The sequence below is a fragment of the Pseudomonas entomophila genome (assembly GCF_018417595.1).
GTDB lineage: Bacteria > Pseudomonadota > Gammaproteobacteria > Pseudomonadales > Pseudomonadaceae > Aquipseudomonas > Aquipseudomonas entomophila_C.
Genome location: NZ_CP070982.1, coordinates 1,515,153 through 1,531,737 on the forward strand (window position 1 = coordinate 1,515,153; position 16,585 = coordinate 1,531,737).

Here is a 16,585-nt window from a genome sequence, read left to right on the forward strand (position 1 = left end):
TACAGGCACATTGGCACATTCCCTGCTTCGAAAATTGCACAAATGCCCCGCTGGTCAACGGCGATCATCCAGGGGCCTCACACTGATGAGTACAGGCAAAGGCGCCTGGAGCTTCGGCTCCAGGCGCCTTTTTGTTTTCCGTGATCGAGGATCGGCTATGAAGGCAACAGCGAACGGCGCACCACGTGCGCGACTGGTCATCGTCGGCAATGGCATGGTCGGCCACCACTGTGTCGAGCAACTGCTCGAGCGAGGTGCCCAGGACCGTTTCGAGCTGCATGTGTTCGGCGAGGAACGCCAGCGCGCCTACGACCGGGTGCACCTGTCCGAGTACTTCACCGGTAGCTGTGCCGAGACCCTGGCCCTGTGCGAGCAGGACTTCTACACGCGCCATGGGGTGCACCTGCACCTGGGCGAAGCGGTGCTGGAGATCGACCGCGAGCGCTGCGAGGTGGTCACCGGCGAAGGCCGCTACGGCTATGACCAACTGATCCTGGCCACCGGTTCCTATCCCTTCGTGCCGCCGATCGAAGGTTCCAGCGGCAATGCCCGGCTGGTCTACCGCACGCTCGATGACCTCGACGCCATCCGCAATGCGGCCGTCGACGCCCGCCGTGGCGTGGTGGTGGGCGGCGGCCTGCTGGGCCTGGAGGCCGCCAATGCGCTCAAATCGCTGGGCCTTGAAGCGCATGTAGTGGAGTTCGCCCCGCGGCTGATGCCGGTGCAGCTCGACGCTGAAGGCGGCGCGGCCCTCAAGGCGCAGATCGAAGCCCTCGGCGTGGGCGTGCACCTGTCCCGCGCCACCCAGTCGATCGGCGCGGGCGAAGACTATCGCTACCGCATGCAGTTCGACGGTGGCGAGTACCTGGAGACCGACCTGATCGTGTTCTCCGCCGGCATCCGCCCCCAGGACGCCCTGGGCCGTGGCTGTGGCCTGGACATCGCCGCGCGCGGTGGCGTGGTGATCGACAACGAATGCCGCAGCAGCGACCCGCGGATTTTCGCCATTGGTGAATGCGCCTCGTGGAACGGCAGTGTGTTCGGCCTGGTCGCGCCAGGTTATGCCATGGCACGCAACCTCGCGGCGCTGCTGGTCGGCGATACGGCGGGCGCGTTCACCGGCGCCGACATGTCGACCAAGCTCAAGCTGCTGGGTGTCGATGTCGGCTCCATCGGTGACGCCCATGGCGCCACGCCTGGCTCGCGCAGCTACCGCTTCATCGACGAGGCCAACGCGGCCTACCGCCGCCTGGTGGTGGATGCCAGCGGCAAGCACGTGCTCGGCGCGGTGCTGGTCGGCGACAACAGCTACTACGACACCCTGCTGCAATACGCCCAGAACGGTATCGCGCTGCCGGCCGACCCGGCCGCGCTGATCCTGCCGCAAAGCGGCGGCGCACCGGCCCTGGGCGCCGATGCATTGCCCGACAGCGCGACCATCTGCTCCTGCCACAACGTCAGCAAGGGGGCGGTATGCGCGGCCATCGACAGCGGCTGTGGCGACCTTGCCGCCGTGAAGGGCTGCACCAAGGCGGCCAGCGGCTGCGGGGGCTGCGCGGCGCTGCTCAAGCAGGTGTTCGAGCACGAGCTGACCGCCCGTGGCGTGACCGTGGACAAAAGCCTGTGCGAACACTTCGCCTACACCCGCCAGGAGCTCTACGCCCTGGTGCGGGTCGAGGGCATCCGCAGCTTCGAAGAATTGCTGGCGCGCCATGGTCGTGGCCATGTCGGTTGCGACATCTGCAAGCCGACGGTGGGCTCGATCCTCGCTTCGTGCTGGAACCAGCCGATCATGGACCCCTCGCTGGTGCCCCTGCAGGACACCAACGACACCTTCATGGCCAACATGCAGAAGAACGGCACCTACTCGGTGGTGCCGCGCATCCCCGGTGGCGAGATCACCCCGGACAAGCTGATCGTGATCGGCCAGGTGGCGAAGAAATACGACCTCTACACCAAGATCACCGGTGGCCAGCGCATCGACCTGTTCGGTGCCCAGCTGCACGAACTGCCGCTGATCTGGGGCGAGCTGATCGAGGCTGGCTTCGAGACCGGGCACGCCTACGGCAAGTCGACGCGCACGGTGAAGTCCTGCGTGGGCAGCACCTGGTGCCGCTATGGCGTGCAGGACAGCGTGGCCATGGCCTTGCGCCTGGAGGACCGCTACAAGGGCCTGCGCTCACCGCACAAGCTCAAGTTCGCGGTATCCGGCTGCACCCGCGAGTGCGCCGAGGCGCAGAGCAAGGATATCGGCGTGATTGCCACCGACAAGGGTTGGAACCTGTACGTCTGTGGTAATGGCGGCATGCGCCCGCGCCATGCCGAACTGTTCGCCACCGACCTGGATGACGAAACCCTGGTGCGCCTGATCGACCGGGTGCTGATGTTCTACATCCGCACCGCCGACAAGCTGCAGCGCACCTCGGTGTGGCGCGAAAGCCTGGAAGGCGGGCTGGATTACCTCAAGGCGGTGATCCTTGACGACAGCCTGGGCCTTGGTCACGAGTTGGAGACGCAGATGCAGCAGGTGGTCGACCGCTACGAATGCGAATGGGCCAATGCCCTGAAAGATCCGGAAAAGCTCAAGCGCTTCCGCACCTTCGTCAACGACCAGCGCCCTGACCCCGATGTGCATTTCGTTCGCGAGCGCGAACAGCGCCGACCCGCCGCGCCGCTGCACCTGATCCCCACCATTACCGAGGAGGCTGTCTGATGAACCATTCCAATATTGCCGTGACACAACTTTTGCACTGGCAGGCGGTGTGCCAGGTCCGCGACCTGGTGGCCGATTCGGGCGTGGTGGCCTGGCTCGACGGCGAGCAGGTGGCGCTGTTCTACCTGCCGGGGCGCGAGCAGGCGCTGTATGCCGTCGACAACCGTGATCCGCGGTCGGGGGCCAATGTCATCGGCCGCGGCCTGGTGGGCAGCCTGGGCGGCGAGCTGGTGGTGGCGGCGCCGTTGTACAAGCAGCATTTCAGCTTGCAGGACGGGCGCTGCCTGGAGGACCCGGCGCAGCGGCTGCGGGTGTGGCCGGTGCGGGTGAAGGGGGAGCACGTTGAGATCGCCCAGCACTGACTTAGCACGAACTTTGCAGGAGCGGCTTCAGCCGCGATCACCCGCGAAGCGGGTGCCAGGCACCGCGTCGCCTGCATCGCGGCTGAAGCCGCTCCTACAGAGGCGTCAGGGTTTCCCCCATGGCCGAACCGCCCCCGCCTTAGTATCATTTCACCCTCACGGACCACCCGGGACCCCGCGTCCCCGGCCTAGGAAGGCCCTTTCACGATGTCTGCCGCACCCGCCGATGCCGCGCTCACCACGCGCGAAATCCAGATCGCCATTGCCCCTCTCGACACCCTCCTCAGCGAAGACCTCGGCGCCGCCGCCGCTTCCGTTGACCACTGGCTGCAGGAAATCAGCTACGGCCTGGTCGATTTGCAACTGCTGCGCCAGGCCGCCGAAACCGTACCCGCCATGTCCAACGCCCTGGCCTGCGTGGACGCCCTGATCGATATCCTCGAACTGGTCGAAAACCCTTCTCCCGACCCACTGCTGTGGGTCAGCCTGGGCATCAACCTGATCGGCATCGTCCCCTATCCACCCGGCCTGTCCCGTGCCCGCACGGTGCTGCGCCCGGTGCTGCAGCTGACCCGCCAGACCCTGCGCCGCCGCCCCGGCGCGCACATCGGCGCGGTGATCCTGGAAATCATCGACGGCCACCTGCATGCCAATATCCGCGGTGCCCTGGAGCACTACGTGCGCGAGGCCCTGGCCCAGTTGCCGGCCATGCTCAGCGCCGCCGCGGAGACCGCGCGCCTGCTGTTCACCTCGTTGGCCAAGACCATTGCCGCCGCCGCCCGTGGCAAGCTGGATGCCGCCAGCAGCCACCGCCTGGCCCGCGCACAAATGGCCCAGGTGGCGCTGTACGATTCGGCCCTCGAAACCGATGCCTGGCGCCTGGCCCTCTCGGCCCTGGCCAATGCCACCGAAGGCAGCCTCAAGGACGGCTACAACAGCGTCGCCCGTCACTTCAGCGGCGAGCTGGACAGCCTGCTCGGGCCGTTGATCCGCACCCTCGAAGACCTGGCCAAGGTCGTGCCCCAGCGCCTGCAGGCCCTGGGCAGCGCCGGTATGGAAAACAGCATCGCCTGGTTGCTGACCCGCCTGCTCGCGACCGTGCTGGCCAACCCGCGCCGCCCGGGCATGGCCGTCGCCATCCGCCCCGGCGTCACCCACCAGGCCCGGCATGTCCACGCCGAAGGGCCGACCGAGGTGGTGCGCAGCCAAGTCCGGGCGAGCAAGCAGCCCAAGCCTGCGAAGAACGGACCCTGTGCCTGCACCGGGTTCAGCATCGGCCATGTGCTCGGCGACGAAACGCTGGCCCATCAGGATTTCAGCCTGTCCGGGCCGTTCCCGGTCAACTGGACGCGCACTTACAACTCCCGGCTGGCCAAGCTGGACGACGGCAGCCTCGGTGCCCGCTGGATCACCGAGTTCACCACCTGCCTCGATGTCGTGGACAAGGGCGTGGTGTTCCACGACAGCGACGGCCGCAGCCACGACTACCCGCTGCCCAAGGTCGGCAAACCGCACTACGACCCGATCGAGTACGTCAGCCTGGTGCGTACTGCCGAGCAGCAACTGGTGTTGCTGCGTGGCCTGGACCGCCGTGAAACCTATGCCCGCCAGGGTGACCGCTTTTACCTGACGCATATCCAGCTGCGCAGCGGCGCCGGGGCAATGCTGCACTACGAGCACCAGTACAACGGCCGGCCGGTGCTGTCGGACATCAACACCTATTCCGACAACGACCCCGAAAAAGTCCACCTGCAACTGGGCACCTTGCTCGATGACCATGGGCATATCCAGGGCCTGTGGCAGGTGGTCGATGGCACGCCGCTGCGGCAGCTGTGCGGCTACCACTACGACGCCCACGGCGACCTGATCGCCGCCCAGGACGAACACGGTGCCGCCTGGCAGTACCAGTACCGCCAGCACCTGATCACCCGCTACACCGACCGCACCGGGCGCGGCATCAACCTGGAATGGGACGGCAGCGGCCCACAGGCCAAGGCCATCCACGAGTGGGCCGACGACGGCAGCTTCGAGACCCGCCTGGCCTGGGACCCGAACATCCGCCTGACCTATGTCACCGACGCCCACGGCCAGGAGACCTGGCACTACTACGACGCCCTGGGCTACACCTACCGCCTGATCCACCCGGACGGCCGCGAGGAGTGGCTGTTCCGCGATCAGCGCAAGAATGTCATCCGCCACGTCCACCCCGACGGCAGCCAGGACCGCTACACCTACGATGAGCGCAGCAACCTGTTGCAGCACATCCGCGCCGACCACAGCACGGTGCATTACGCCTACGACGATCACGACCAGCCGATCAAGCTGCGCGATGCCGAAGGTGGCTTGTGGCTACGCGACTACGACGAACGCGGCAACCTGGTCGAAAGTGTCGACCCGTTGGGCCACAAGACCGAGTTCGCCTACACCCCGACTGGGCTGGTCAAGGCGATCAAGGATGCGCTGGGCAACGAAAAGACGCTCGCCTACAACGATGCCGGACAGTTGCTTGCCTACACCGACTGCTCCGGCAAGAGCAGCCAGTGGACGTACAACGCCTTCGGCCAGTTGACCGACTTCACCGATGCGGCCGGCAGCACAACCGCCTACGAGTACCAGGCCGGGCAACTGGCCAAGATCACCCATCCCGACAAGACCGAGGAGCGTTTCAACTACGACGCCGAAGGGCGTCTGCTGGCGCATGTCGATGCCCTTGATCGCTGTACCACCTGGACCTACAACGCGGTCGGCCTGCTGAGCGAGCGCGTCGACGCCAACGAACACACCCTGCGTTATCGCTGGGACAAGCTCGGCCGCTTGATCGGGCTGGAAAACGAGAACACCAGCAAGGCCACCTTCCTCTATGACCCGATCGGCCGGCTGCTGCAAGAAACTGGCTTCGATGGCCTGGTCACCCGCTACCAGTACGACCCGTACAGCGGTCGCCTCGCGAGCACCCAGGTTGGCCAACGCCGGATCGAGCTGACCTTCGACCCGATGGGCCGATTGCGTGAGCGTACAGCCCGTCTGGGCAACCAAAGCCAAAGCGAGAGTTTCGCCTACGATGGCAACGGCCAGCTGATCCAGGCCGTCAACGCCGCCAGCAAGCTGCAATGGTTCCACGACGAAGCCGGCAACCTGACCCGCGAGCACCAACACTACCTGGCCACCGGCACGCCGATGGTCGCGGTGTGGCAGCACGAGTACGACGCGCTCAATCAACGCACCGCAACGATTCGCCCGGATGGCCACAAGGTCAGCTGGCTGACCTACGGCAGCGGCCACCTGCTCGGCATGACCCTCGACCAGCACGAAATGCTGGCCTATGAGCGGGATGACCTGCACCGCGAAATCGTGCGCCATCAGGGCAATCAGCTGATGCAAACCCAAGCCTGGGACCCGGCCGGGCGTTTGCAGGAGCAACTGCTGGGCAGCCATGACGGCCAGTCCACGCTGCTCAAGCGTCAGTACCGCTATGACGCCGCTGGCCAGCTGAGCAACATCCACGACAGCCGTCGCGGCCCGTTGGAGTACCAGTACGATCCCGTCGGCCGCCTGCTCAAGGCCACCAGCCGCCTGGGCGTGGAAACCTTTGCCTTCGACCCGGCCGGTAACCTGCTGGACCAGAAAACCCAGGAACTGAACCGCCCGCTGGAAGCCGACCCACGGCGCAACAAGCTGATGGACAACCTGCTGCGCGAGTATGCCGGTACCCATTACCGCTACGACGAACGCGGCAACCTGGTGCACCGCCTGCACAACGGTGCCCACGCGCATTTCACCTGGGACCTGTTCGACCGGCTGGCCAGTTACAACGACGACAAGCTCAAGGTCGATTACAGCTACGACGCCCTGGGCCGACGCTTGCACAAGCATTCGGTGGCGCACTTCTGGGATCGCCCGGAAGCGGGGACCGGCTGGAACCAGCTGCAACGGGCCAAGCGCCAACGCGAGCTCGGTTGTGGCTTCACCCTGTTTGGCTGGGACGGCGACACCCTGGCCTGGGAAAGCTCACCGCCACGCGATGAAGGCGACACCGGCCGCACCGTGCACTACCTGTACGAACCGGGCAGCTTCGTGCCGGTCGCCCAGGCCCTGCGCAAGAGCCCGATCCGCCTGCACAAGCAACCGGATTGGAGCCAGCGCGAATACGACTTCGATCAGGATCCGCTGTGGCATACCGAGGTGAAGCCACAGCCGTTCGAGGCGATTGCCTGGTACCAGTGCGACCATCTCGGTACACCGATGGAGCTGACCGATGAGCAAGGCGATATCGCCTGGGCCGGCCAGTACAAGGCCTGGGGCGAAGTCCGCGTGGAGCGCTCGGACTGGGCCAAGCAGCAGGGCCTGAGCAACCCGATTCGCTTCCAGGGTCAGTACCACGACCATGAGACGGGGCTACATTACAACCGCCATCGATACTACGACCCAAATAGCGGCAGGTATACCTCAAACGATCCGATCGGTTGGCTCGGTGGATTGAATATGCATCAGTACGCGCCTAACTCGACTGCATGGACTGATCCACTCGGTTTGGCGCGCTCGAAATCTGCAGCCCCCAAACCAAGTGGTACCAATAATGCTGGCGGCACGCCGGGCTCCAAGCAGCGTTGTCACTGCCCATGTCCGGCAGGGGGTAGCAACGTCATGTATCATTACACCAGCAAAGCCGGTATGGCTGGCATCCTGGCAAGTCAACAGTTGAATCCGTCTTTGAGAGCAAACAATCCGAATGATGCAAGGTACGGCGACGGGCAATATCTGACTGACATTAAGCCTGGGGAAAAATCCAACAATCAATTATCGCGCCAATTCTATGGAGTGGGTTATCTCGGAAAAAGAACGAGTAACTACGTGGCAATTGACACAACGGGTCTTGATGTGCAGAAAGGCCGAGATGGTGTGTTTTTGGTACCTAATGATAAGCCGCTTGATTTGCGCGGGCGGATAGTCGGGTTTGGGGAAAATGAGGGGTGCCGTTCATGAGGTTTCTTAAGGTTAAGTGGAATCATGCACATCTTGATGAGCCGCATCTGATATACCAAGAGGTTGATAATGAATCTTGGGAGGTCAGAAAGGTAGAGCTTTTTGGAGATGGCACCTTGTGTGGTTATGCGTCTAAGTCGGGCGAGTTTGGTGATTCGATATTGAGTGATCAAAAAATTCCGAGCATTGATGAAATTAATGAGTCTGAAGAGTTTTATGCAGAGATAATTACGCAGGGCGAGTTTGAGCGGATCTGGGTGTGGGCAATGAATGCGAGCGGGCTACATAATTAAGTGCTTGCTGATGGCTCCAGTCTGTGCGGTCTGGAGCCTACGGGTAAAAATTTTTTAACAAGTCAGCGCAGTCTATCAGGGATGTGTTGAATTTACCGAGGCGGAAAGGGGATGGATTTATTTTTTCATTATTGGTGCTGCCCACGCTGACGTGCCAACACCCCGCGTACTAGAGCATGGTAGGAATACTTTGCCAAATGGGGTAGCCAGAGTAAACTCTCCATCCTAAAAATTTTCGCCGCGCCCAGAACTGCAGAGAAAATACCATGAGAAAACTTCATTCTACTTCGGGCCTTGGAAAGCTGGAAAAGTATGAGTCATGGCGAGAGCAGTGGGAAACCCCATCAGATCTCAACCTTTTCTCATACCTCCGTAGTGAGTGCCATCCTGAGGGTACCTTGATCGTCAGCAAATTATTGTTGCCCGATATGCTATGTGTCGATGACGGTGTATTTCTTGATCTCTCATTTAATGAATCCACCTATCTATCGCTTAAAAAAGAGAATGCACTTCAAGCATAGAGTGAAGCATGAATCACACATTGCTCTATGATATGTATGATGGGTGTCCAGGCAATGTGTCTGATGAAGTGTTTGTAAGGCTGTTGGTGCTACTAAAGTACTCTTGGGGTTTGGTTTTGCGTGATGGATTCCCTGAAAAGCAGTTCACCATAACTATCGAAAACAATATTGAAGGCTATGGTCCGTCATTAACTTTCTGCCAGTTTTAAACATAAGGTAAGGCATCTATCAAGATCTAAGTGCTAGCTCATGTCGCAGCCTGTTTGAAGCCACGAAACCTGCAATTATTCTTCGCGCGACAACGGTAGAGAGCTTGGGCTAATTCAAGCGACACCCGACCTAGGAAAGCTTGCAGAGAAAATAAATCTGTCCCGAATGGCACTTGCTCTTATGCCTGAGTATTTTGAGATTGTTTTTCAGCAAGTTGCAAAAAGCGACTTGCGTGCATTGCTGGAATGCATAGAGATGGGATCTCAAGCCCTCTCTGGCTTAGCTGTTTCTGAAGAATTTGGAGGGGACGTCTCGGCGGGAATTAACAAAAATTTGATTGATGCGTTTTTTGCCCATCAGGGAGATGTGTGCCTGATGGAGCATTTGCATGAGTTTAATGCTTCAGGAACCATACGTCTTCCTCTGGTTTTTTTGAGAGTCATTAAGTATAAGGGCGAAGTGGATGTTGAGCTGTCTTTCAATGACGCCCCGTCGTTTGATATTGACCGCGTAATGCTTGCTATGCAGGGGTATGCCGATGAACTATCAAAGAAATTTCATATAAAGGAGTTCTACGGCGGGCTTGAACCTGCAGCGGATATTGATACTAGATATTTTACTGGTAATACTTTAGGGTCTTTGGGCTGAAAGGCTAGGGCAGGGCCTGAGTTGAATATTTTTTGCACGCTCACTGGTCCAGGCACCAGACTTGCAACTGGTTGCAGTTAAAGCTTGAGAAATCATCTGCTGCAAAGAAATAGAAGACATGGGATTCTGAAAAATCAAAATGTTTATTGAAACAGCCGACAGCTCTGAGTGGCTCGTCTGGACGCGCGATGCCCCATTGTATGAGCGCATTCGGGGGCAGCTTGACGATTAAGTCCATTAGCTGATCTAGATGGGCGTAGCCACTCTGTTAGTTTGCCTTGCTGTTAATAAAGCTTTTCAGGTGAATGGCATGCTTGACATTGATGTCTCTGGTAGAAATGGAAAAGTTAAATTCAATGACTTTTGTTTTGATGAGCGTCAATCCCTCGATTTATGCTTGGACGATTTAAAAGAAGACATGCTGCAAATCAAGTTTCCCGGAGATTTGATTTTAGACGTAGGGTGGCGACCGTCCTTTGACATCCGCGGTGGCTTTCACATCTTGCTGATCAAAAATTACGATTGGGAAAAGCCGATTTATCACGGTTTTTCCAGAACAACTGAAACACTCAAGGCCAAAATTTCTGAGGCGCTTCTACTGATATGAAGCACACACCCAAACCTTGAGGCCTAGGTTGCTGGGTCTACGCGTCTGGCGTCAGTTGCAACAGAACAAGTAACACGGCAGTGGGGGGCGACGCCTGCCGCCCCGTGAGGTATCGCGTCGCAGCATGTAACCGTTTCGGCCTCAATGCCTCATCCCCAGCTCCGCATCATCCATCAGCGCCTTGGCCAGCGCGCTCAGGTAATACGACGCCCAGAGCAGTTGCGGTTTTTCTTCCATGACCCCGGCAATGGTCAGGTCGCGCACGCAGCCCATCAGTTCCGAGGCTTGTTCGCGGGCGTGCTGGCAGGGGATACCGGGTTCGATGCAGAACAGCGGGGCGGTCTGGCCTTCGCCTTGGTAGAACTTGGTTTTGCCTGCGGTGGTGTTGGGGGTGGTGTCGTCTGTGGTCATTGTTTTTCTCCCTGAAGTTGTTGGTGCCTGGGCGGGCCCTTTCGCCAGCAAGGCTGGCTCCTACAGGTGAAACGCAGCCCCGGTAGGAGCCGGCTTGCCGGCGAACAGGGCCGGGCGCGGGCTAGTGCAGCGCCTGTGGAGCTTTGGGCATCTGCACCTGGATCAACGCCGACTCGAGCAGCACGCGCAGCGATTCGACTTCATGCATCGACGCCATCATCAGGATCGTGGCCGGGGACCTGGGCTGGGCATGCACGGCCTGATGGGCCACGGTCAATGCGCACAGGGCGTACTCGGTGGCCTGGATGAGGGTGTCTTCGAGGGAATGAGGATGGGGTGGGTCGGGGACGATCTTTAACATGACTACCTCTTGCTGATGAGTGGGACCACCACCGTCTGCTGTCAAACAAGAGGGTGGCAGCTGTACATGGGTTGACAGACCGGTCAGCAAGAGCAAAACCCCGGCGCACACGAAGTGCCCCACATACAGCCGCCATGAAAAGCGAAGCCGTTGAAGTTGCTCTTGGAAGTCGGCCTGTCAAAGCCGGTCGCTGATTCAAGCGACCCGCCGAGACTAGAGCCGTGCCAGAACGACCGCAACGGAAAAAGGGCGGCGGGAGTATGTTTGGGAAATGGACTACAAGGAAGGGGTTAAATCTGATTTCAGAGCCTGAAATGCAACCCCATCGAGGCGTGTCATATCCCTGGCTCCACACTAACCTCAAGCCTTGCGCGATCCTTGTGGGAGCGGCCTTGTGTCGCGAAAGGGCCGCAAAGCGGCCCCAGCGATCATTGCATCGACACTGAGATCCTGGGGCTGCTATGCAGCCCTTTCGCGACACAAGGCCGCTCCAACAGGGCTTGCCGTTTTACGGATACACTGCCGGGCATGAACCTCGACACCCGCATCAAGTACCGCCACCTGCTGTGCTTCCTGGAAATTGCCCGGCAGGGCAGCCTGGCCAGGGCCGCCGACGTGCTCGCCATCAGCCAGCCGGCGATCTCCAAGACCCTCAAGGAGCTGGAAGACCTGCTCGAGGCGCGCCTGTTCGAGCGCTCGCGCAATGGCGTCGCGCTGACCCCGGCCGGCACCCGCTTCATGCGCTACGCCGGCCCCAGCGTGCAGGCCCTGCGCGAGGGCGTGGGCAGCGTGCGCGGCGAGGCGCGCACGCCGTCGCAGGTGCGCATCGGCGTGCTGTCCACCGTCGAGGGGCTGTTGATGCCGGAGGTGCTCTGCCGCCTGCACCAACGCCACGAGGCACTGGTGATCAGTGTGGTGACCGGGGTGAGCGCGCAACTGCTCGGGCAGTTGCACCTGGGCGAGCTGGAACTGGTGGTCGGGCGCATGACCGACAGCCCGCAGATCCAGGGCCTGTCGTTCGAGCACCTGTACAGCGAATCGATGGCCCTGGTGGTGCGCCCGGGCCATCCGCTGCTGGCCAGCACGCCGGTGGAGCGGGCCCAGGTGGGGCGCTATCCGCTGGTGCTGCCGCCCCAGGGCACCACCATTCGCCAGCACGCCGACAGCCTGTTCGTGCAGTGCGGCATCCCGATGCCGGCGCAGCGCCTGGAAACCTTGTCGCTGGCCTTGAGCCGTCGCTACCTGCTGGGCAGCGACGCGCTATGGGTGGCGCCGCGCGACGCCGTGCTGCTCGACCTGCGGCACAACGAACTCGCCGAACTCGACCTGGGCGTGCGCGAACCGGGTGGCTCGGTGGGCATCTGCCGCAACGCCGCGGTGCCGCAGAGCCTGCCGGCCCAGTGGATGTGCGAGGTACTGCGCGAGGTGGCCGGGCAGTACCGGGACGGCGATTACCCCTGAGCCGGGCGGGTGAGCAGGGCGCTGAGGCGCTTGAGGTTGTCGTCGCCCAGGCTGCCGCTGGCGGCCATCAGGCGCAGCTGGGCCTGGAGAATGGCGTAGCGCTGGCGGGCCAGCTGCAGGGTGGTGCGGGTGACCTGCTGTTCGGCATCCACCACGTCGCTGCTGATCCGCGCGCCGGCTTCGAAGGCGTGGGTGGTGATCTGCAGGTTGCTCTGGCTGGAACGTAGCGCCTGCTGCAAGGCCTGGTACTGGCTGAGCCCGCCGGTCAGGTTGAGGTAGGCCTGGCGGGCCATGAAGTCGGCCTCGCGGCGGGCATCTTCCAGTTCATCCTCGGCGGCGCCATGCAGGGCGCGCGCCTCGCGGGTGCGGCTCTGGGTGCCGCCACCGGCGTACAGCGGTACGCTCAGTTGCACGCCGACCACGGTCTGGGTGTACTTCTCCTCGGGCACGGTGACGTCGTAGAGGCTGCCGCCGACCGAGGCGAAGCGCCCGTGGGCGGCGACCAGGTCGAGGGTCGGCAGGTGGCCGGCCTGTTGTTTCTCCACTTCCTGCTCGGCGATCAGCCGGCGCACTTCGGCGGCCTGCACCTTGAGGTTCTGCGCCCGGGCCTGTTCGGTCCAGGCCTCCATGCGCGCCGGTTGCGGGCCGGCGAAGGCCACTTGGTCATCCAGCCGCGCCAGTTCGCCGGGGTCGTTGCCGATCAGTCGCGCCATGGCCTGTTGTTGCAGGCGCAGGGCATTGCCCGCAGCGATCTGCTCGGCCTGGGCCAGGTCGTAGCTGGCCTGGATGCGCTGTACTTCGTTCTCGGTGCCCGAGCCTTCGCGGCGGAAGCGTTGCGCCTTGTCCAACTGTTGGCCGAGGCTGCGCACCTGCTGGCGGCTGGTGTGCAACTGGTCTTCGGCCAGCAGCAGTTCGAAGTAGGTGTCGGCCACGCGCAGCATCAGGTCCTGGCGCGCCGCCAGCAGGTCGATTTCGCCAGCGGTGGCCTGGGCTTTGCCCTGGGCATGGTCGATGACGTTCTGCCAGCGCAGCAGCGGCTGGACCAGCACCAGCGCGTAGGCGTTGGAGTTATCCTTGTCGCGCTGTGCGCCACCGCTGTGCTCGCGGTCGACCCAGGCCGCGCCGCCTTCCAGCGACAGGTGCGGCAACAGCGTGGCCAGCCCCTGGGGGGCCTTTTCTGCCGCGGCCTGCTGGCGTTGCTGGGCGGCGGCGTAGGTCATGTCGTGATCCACGGCCTTGAGGTAGGTCTGGTACAGGTCGCTGGCCTGGCCAGGGTTGCTGCACAGCGCCAGCAGCGCCAGCGCGGCTACGCGGATTCGGGGGCGGTGTCCGGGCATGTCGCAGATTCCTTTGCGGGTTGAGGCTTGGGGGTCCTGGGGTTGCGCATCATCAGCACCATGGGCACGCCGACCAGCATGACCGCGCCGAGCAGGCCGAAGAGCATGCTGAAGCCGAGCATCTGCGCCTGGTCGCGGGCTTCGAGGAAGGCCAGCAGGGTGTTGGCCTGGCCGGGGTCGAGCAGGTCGGTGGACAGGCGCCTGGGGTCGAGGTTGGCGACCTCCCAGCCGCCGGCGAGCAGGCGGGTTTCGTCGACGTGCTCGGACAACTGCCGGTAGCGCGACCAGGAGAAGCGCGTGAGCAGGGTGGCGGCGATGGCGATGCCGACGCTGCCGCCGAGCTGGCGCATCAGGTTGAGCACGCCGGAGCCGACCGAGATCAGCCCTTGCGGCAGTTGGCGCATGGCCAGGTTGGTCAGTGGCACGAAGATCATGCCCAGGCCGAAGCCGCGGATGACCAGCGGCCAGAACAGCGTGTCCGGGTTGCTTTGCAGGGTGAACTGGGTGTGCAGGTACATGGCGTAGCCGTAGATCAGGATGCCCAGGCAGATGAACACTCGCTCGTCGATACGGTTCTCCTGGGACAGCTTGCCGATCACCAGGGTGCTGACGGCGCTGGCCAGGGCGCCGGGGAAGATCACCAGGCCACTTTGGTAGGCGCTCTGCTCAAGCAAGGTCTGCAACAACAGCGGCACCATGAACAGGGTGCTGTACAGGCCGAAGCCCACGCAGAACGCGCAGATCGAGCCGAGCAGGAACTCGCGGTTGGCGAACAGCGACAGGTTGACGATCGGGTTGGCGACCCGTCGCTCCCAGTAGCAGAACCCAACCAAGCCGAGCGCCGACAGCACCAGGCACAGCACGGTGAGGTCCGATTCCAGCCAGTCCCAGTGCTCGCCGCGCTCCAGCAGGATCTGCAAGCTGCCCACCCCGAGGGCGAGCAGGGTGAAACCAAGGTAGTCGATGCTCTGCGGGCGTCGCTCGTGGCGTGAGTCGTCCACGCACAGCCAGGCCAGCAGCAGTGCTACCGCGCCGATCGGCAGGTTGATCAGGAAAATCCAGTGCCAGGAAAACGCATCGATCAGGTAGCCGCCCACCGACGGCCCCAGGGTCGGCCCCATCATCACCCCGACGCCGTACACCGCCATGCCGGCGCTGACCTTCTCCTTGGGGAACACGTCGTAGATGATCGCCTGGGAGATCCCCAGCAGGCCGCCACCGGCCAGGCCCTGGACCACCCGGCACAGCACCATCTGCCACAGCTCCACCGACAGCGCGCAGCCCAGCGAGGCGACCACGAACACGGCGGACGACACCAGGTAATAGGCGCGCCGGCCGAACCAGGCCGACAGCCAGCCACTGGCCGGCAGGATCACCACGTTGGCGACGATGTAGCCGGTCGACACCCAGGAGATCTCGTCCACCGACGCCCCGTAGCTGCCCATCAGGCTGGGGATCGCGACGTTGACGATGGTCACGTCGAGCAGTTCCATCATCGAGATCAGGGTGACCGTCAAGGCCACCAGCCAGGGCGATTTCATAGGGTCTGGCCCTTGTCGTCACGGGTGTCGACCTCGACGAACACGCTCATGCCCTGGCTGATGGCATCCTTCATCCCAGCGGGCAGGTCCTTGAACTCGATGCGTGTCTGCACCCGTTGCACCACCTTGGTGAAGTTACCCGTGGCGTTCTCCTGGGGCAGCAACGAGAAGCGTGCGCCCGTGGCCGGCACCAGGCTGTGCACCACGCCTTCGAAGGTCTGGCCGGGGAAGGCGTCGACGCTGATCCGCGCCGGCTGGCCGACCCGCACGCGGCCGATCTGGGTCTCCTTGAAGTTGGCCACCACCCAGACGTGCTCGGTGCTCACCAGGCTCAGCAGTTTTTGCCCGGCCACCACGAACTGCCCGGGCTGCACGTCCTTGTGCACGATGAAGCCGGCCCGCGGCGAGGTCTGCCGGGTGTCCTGCAGGTTGATGCGCGCCAAGGCCAGTTCGGACTCGGCGGCCTTGATCCGGTACTCCTCCACCTTGAGCGCCGCCTGGTTGGCCAGGGTGCCCTCGCGGGCGGCGTTGGAGTTGTCGCGTGCGCCCTGCAACTGGTGGTTCAGGGCGCTGTAGCGGGCGCGCGCGGCTTCCAGGTCCTGGGTGCTGACCACCCCCTGTTCGGCCAGGCGCTGGGTGCGCCGGTAGTCGCTGGCGGCCTGTTCGACGTTGGCCACCAGTTGGCCGATCATGGCCTTGGCGGCCTGGCTGCGGGCGACGGCGCCGCGCACCTGGCTGTCCACCAGCCCGGGCATGCCGCCCTGGCCGGTCGCCACCAGGGCGCCCAGGTAGTTGGCCTCGGCCCGTTCGACCCGCTGGTGGTACTCGTCCTCGCGCACCTGGAACAGCAGGTCGCCTTTGCCCACCTGGGTGTTCTCGCGCACCGGCACCCGGACCACCACACCGCTCAGCTTGGCGCGGATCGGGATGATGATCCCTTCCACTTCGGCGTTGTCGGTGCTGACGTACTGCCGCGCATACTGCCAGCGCTGCCAGCCCAGCAGCGCCAGGCCCGCGAGCACCGCCGCGCAGACCGCCAACTTGGCATGCTTGCCTTTCAACATGTCATACACCCTCGTTCGTGTTGCAAGGGGACAGGGACCCTTGCCCGCCGCATCGACGGGCAAGGGCATGGGC

General features: G+C 62.8%; 13 protein-coding genes. 8 read left to right on the forward strand and 5 right to left on the reverse strand.

The annotated features are described in order from the left end of the window. Nucleotides 1-157: 157 nt before the first annotated feature. The 7 genes from nirB (at nucleotide 158) to JYG34_RS06685 (ending at nucleotide 10,337) form a co-directional block, all read left to right on the forward strand. Nucleotides 158-2,713: a nitrite reductase large subunit NirB gene (gene nirB / locus JYG34_RS06655; protein WP_213659980.1), complete on the forward strand. Its 2,556-nt coding sequence runs from the start codon at nucleotides 158-160 to the stop codon at nucleotides 2,711-2,713. Beyond that, nucleotides 2,713-3,075 (forward strand): nitrite reductase small subunit NirD, encoded by a 363-nt coding sequence (nirD, locus tag JYG34_RS06660; RefSeq protein WP_213659981.1) that lies wholly within the window; start codon nucleotides 2,713-2,715, stop codon nucleotides 3,073-3,075. The genes nirB and nirD overlap by 1 nt, the downstream gene beginning before the upstream one ends. 207 nt (nucleotides 3,076-3,282) lie before the next feature. Continuing rightward, nucleotides 3,283-8,058 carry an RHS repeat-associated core domain-containing protein gene (locus JYG34_RS06665; protein ID WP_213659982.1) on the forward strand — a complete coding sequence of 1,592 codons (4,776 nt, stop codon included), beginning with the start codon at nucleotides 3,283-3,285 and terminating at the stop codon, nucleotides 8,056-8,058. Then, nucleotides 8,055-8,351, forward strand: a complete 297-nt coding sequence (locus tag JYG34_RS06670) for a DUF6881 domain-containing protein (protein ID WP_213659983.1) — start codon at nucleotides 8,055-8,057, stop codon at nucleotides 8,349-8,351. The genes JYG34_RS06665 and JYG34_RS06670 overlap by 4 nt, the downstream gene beginning before the upstream one ends. 266 nt (nucleotides 8,352-8,617) lie before the next feature. Further along, a complete protein-coding gene (locus JYG34_RS06675) occupies nucleotides 8,618-8,872 on the forward strand; it encodes a hypothetical protein (RefSeq protein ID WP_213659984.1) in 255 nt (84 codons plus the stop codon). Between the two features lie 375 nt (nucleotides 8,873-9,247). Further along, nucleotides 9,248-9,730: a hypothetical protein gene (locus JYG34_RS06680; protein WP_213659985.1), complete on the forward strand. Its 483-nt coding sequence runs from the start codon at nucleotides 9,248-9,250 to the stop codon at nucleotides 9,728-9,730. A 310-nt stretch (nucleotides 9,731-10,040) separates the two neighbouring features. After that, nucleotides 10,041-10,337, forward strand: coding sequence for a hypothetical protein (locus JYG34_RS06685; protein ID WP_213659986.1), 297 nt, complete (start codon nucleotides 10,041-10,043; stop codon nucleotides 10,335-10,337). A gap of 141 nt (nucleotides 10,338-10,478) precedes the next feature. Here the strand turns inward: JYG34_RS06685 and JYG34_RS06690 are convergent, their stop codons facing one another. Continuing rightward, nucleotides 10,479-10,748 (reverse strand): DUF3077 domain-containing protein, encoded by a 270-nt coding sequence (locus JYG34_RS06690; RefSeq protein ID WP_213659987.1) that lies wholly within the window; start codon nucleotides 10,746-10,748, stop codon nucleotides 10,479-10,481. Between the two features lie 121 nt (nucleotides 10,749-10,869). Further along, a complete protein-coding gene (locus JYG34_RS06695; protein ID WP_213659988.1) occupies nucleotides 10,870-11,109 on the reverse strand; it encodes a hypothetical protein in 240 nt (79 codons plus the stop codon). A 528-nt stretch (nucleotides 11,110-11,637) separates the two neighbouring features. Here JYG34_RS06695 and pcaQ point away from each other — a divergent pair. Then, nucleotides 11,638-12,570: a pca operon transcription factor PcaQ gene (gene pcaQ, locus JYG34_RS06700; protein ID WP_213659989.1), complete on the forward strand. Its 933-nt coding sequence runs from the start codon at nucleotides 11,638-11,640 to the stop codon at nucleotides 12,568-12,570. On the opposite strand, the gene JYG34_RS06705 is transcribed toward pcaQ, so the two are convergent. From JYG34_RS06705 to JYG34_RS06715, 3 genes are read right to left on the reverse strand one after another with little or no spacing between them, the layout of a single operon-like run. After that, a complete protein-coding gene (locus tag JYG34_RS06705; protein WP_213659990.1) occupies nucleotides 12,561-13,907 on the reverse strand; it encodes a TolC family outer membrane protein in 1,347 nt (448 codons plus the stop codon). The two genes, pcaQ and JYG34_RS06705, sit on opposite strands and share 10 nt — an antisense overlap. After that, nucleotides 13,877-15,448, reverse strand: a complete 1,572-nt coding sequence (locus JYG34_RS06710; protein ID WP_213659991.1) for a DHA2 family efflux MFS transporter permease subunit — start codon at nucleotides 15,446-15,448, stop codon at nucleotides 13,877-13,879. Before JYG34_RS06710 ends, JYG34_RS06705 begins: the two co-directional genes overlap by 31 nt. After that, on the reverse strand, nucleotides 15,445-16,512 hold the full coding sequence (locus JYG34_RS06715; protein WP_213659992.1) for an HlyD family secretion protein: 1,068 nt from the start codon (nucleotides 16,510-16,512) through the stop codon (nucleotides 15,445-15,447). The genes JYG34_RS06710 and JYG34_RS06715 overlap by 4 nt, the downstream gene beginning before the upstream one ends. Nucleotides 16,513-16,585 lie beyond the last annotated feature (73 nt).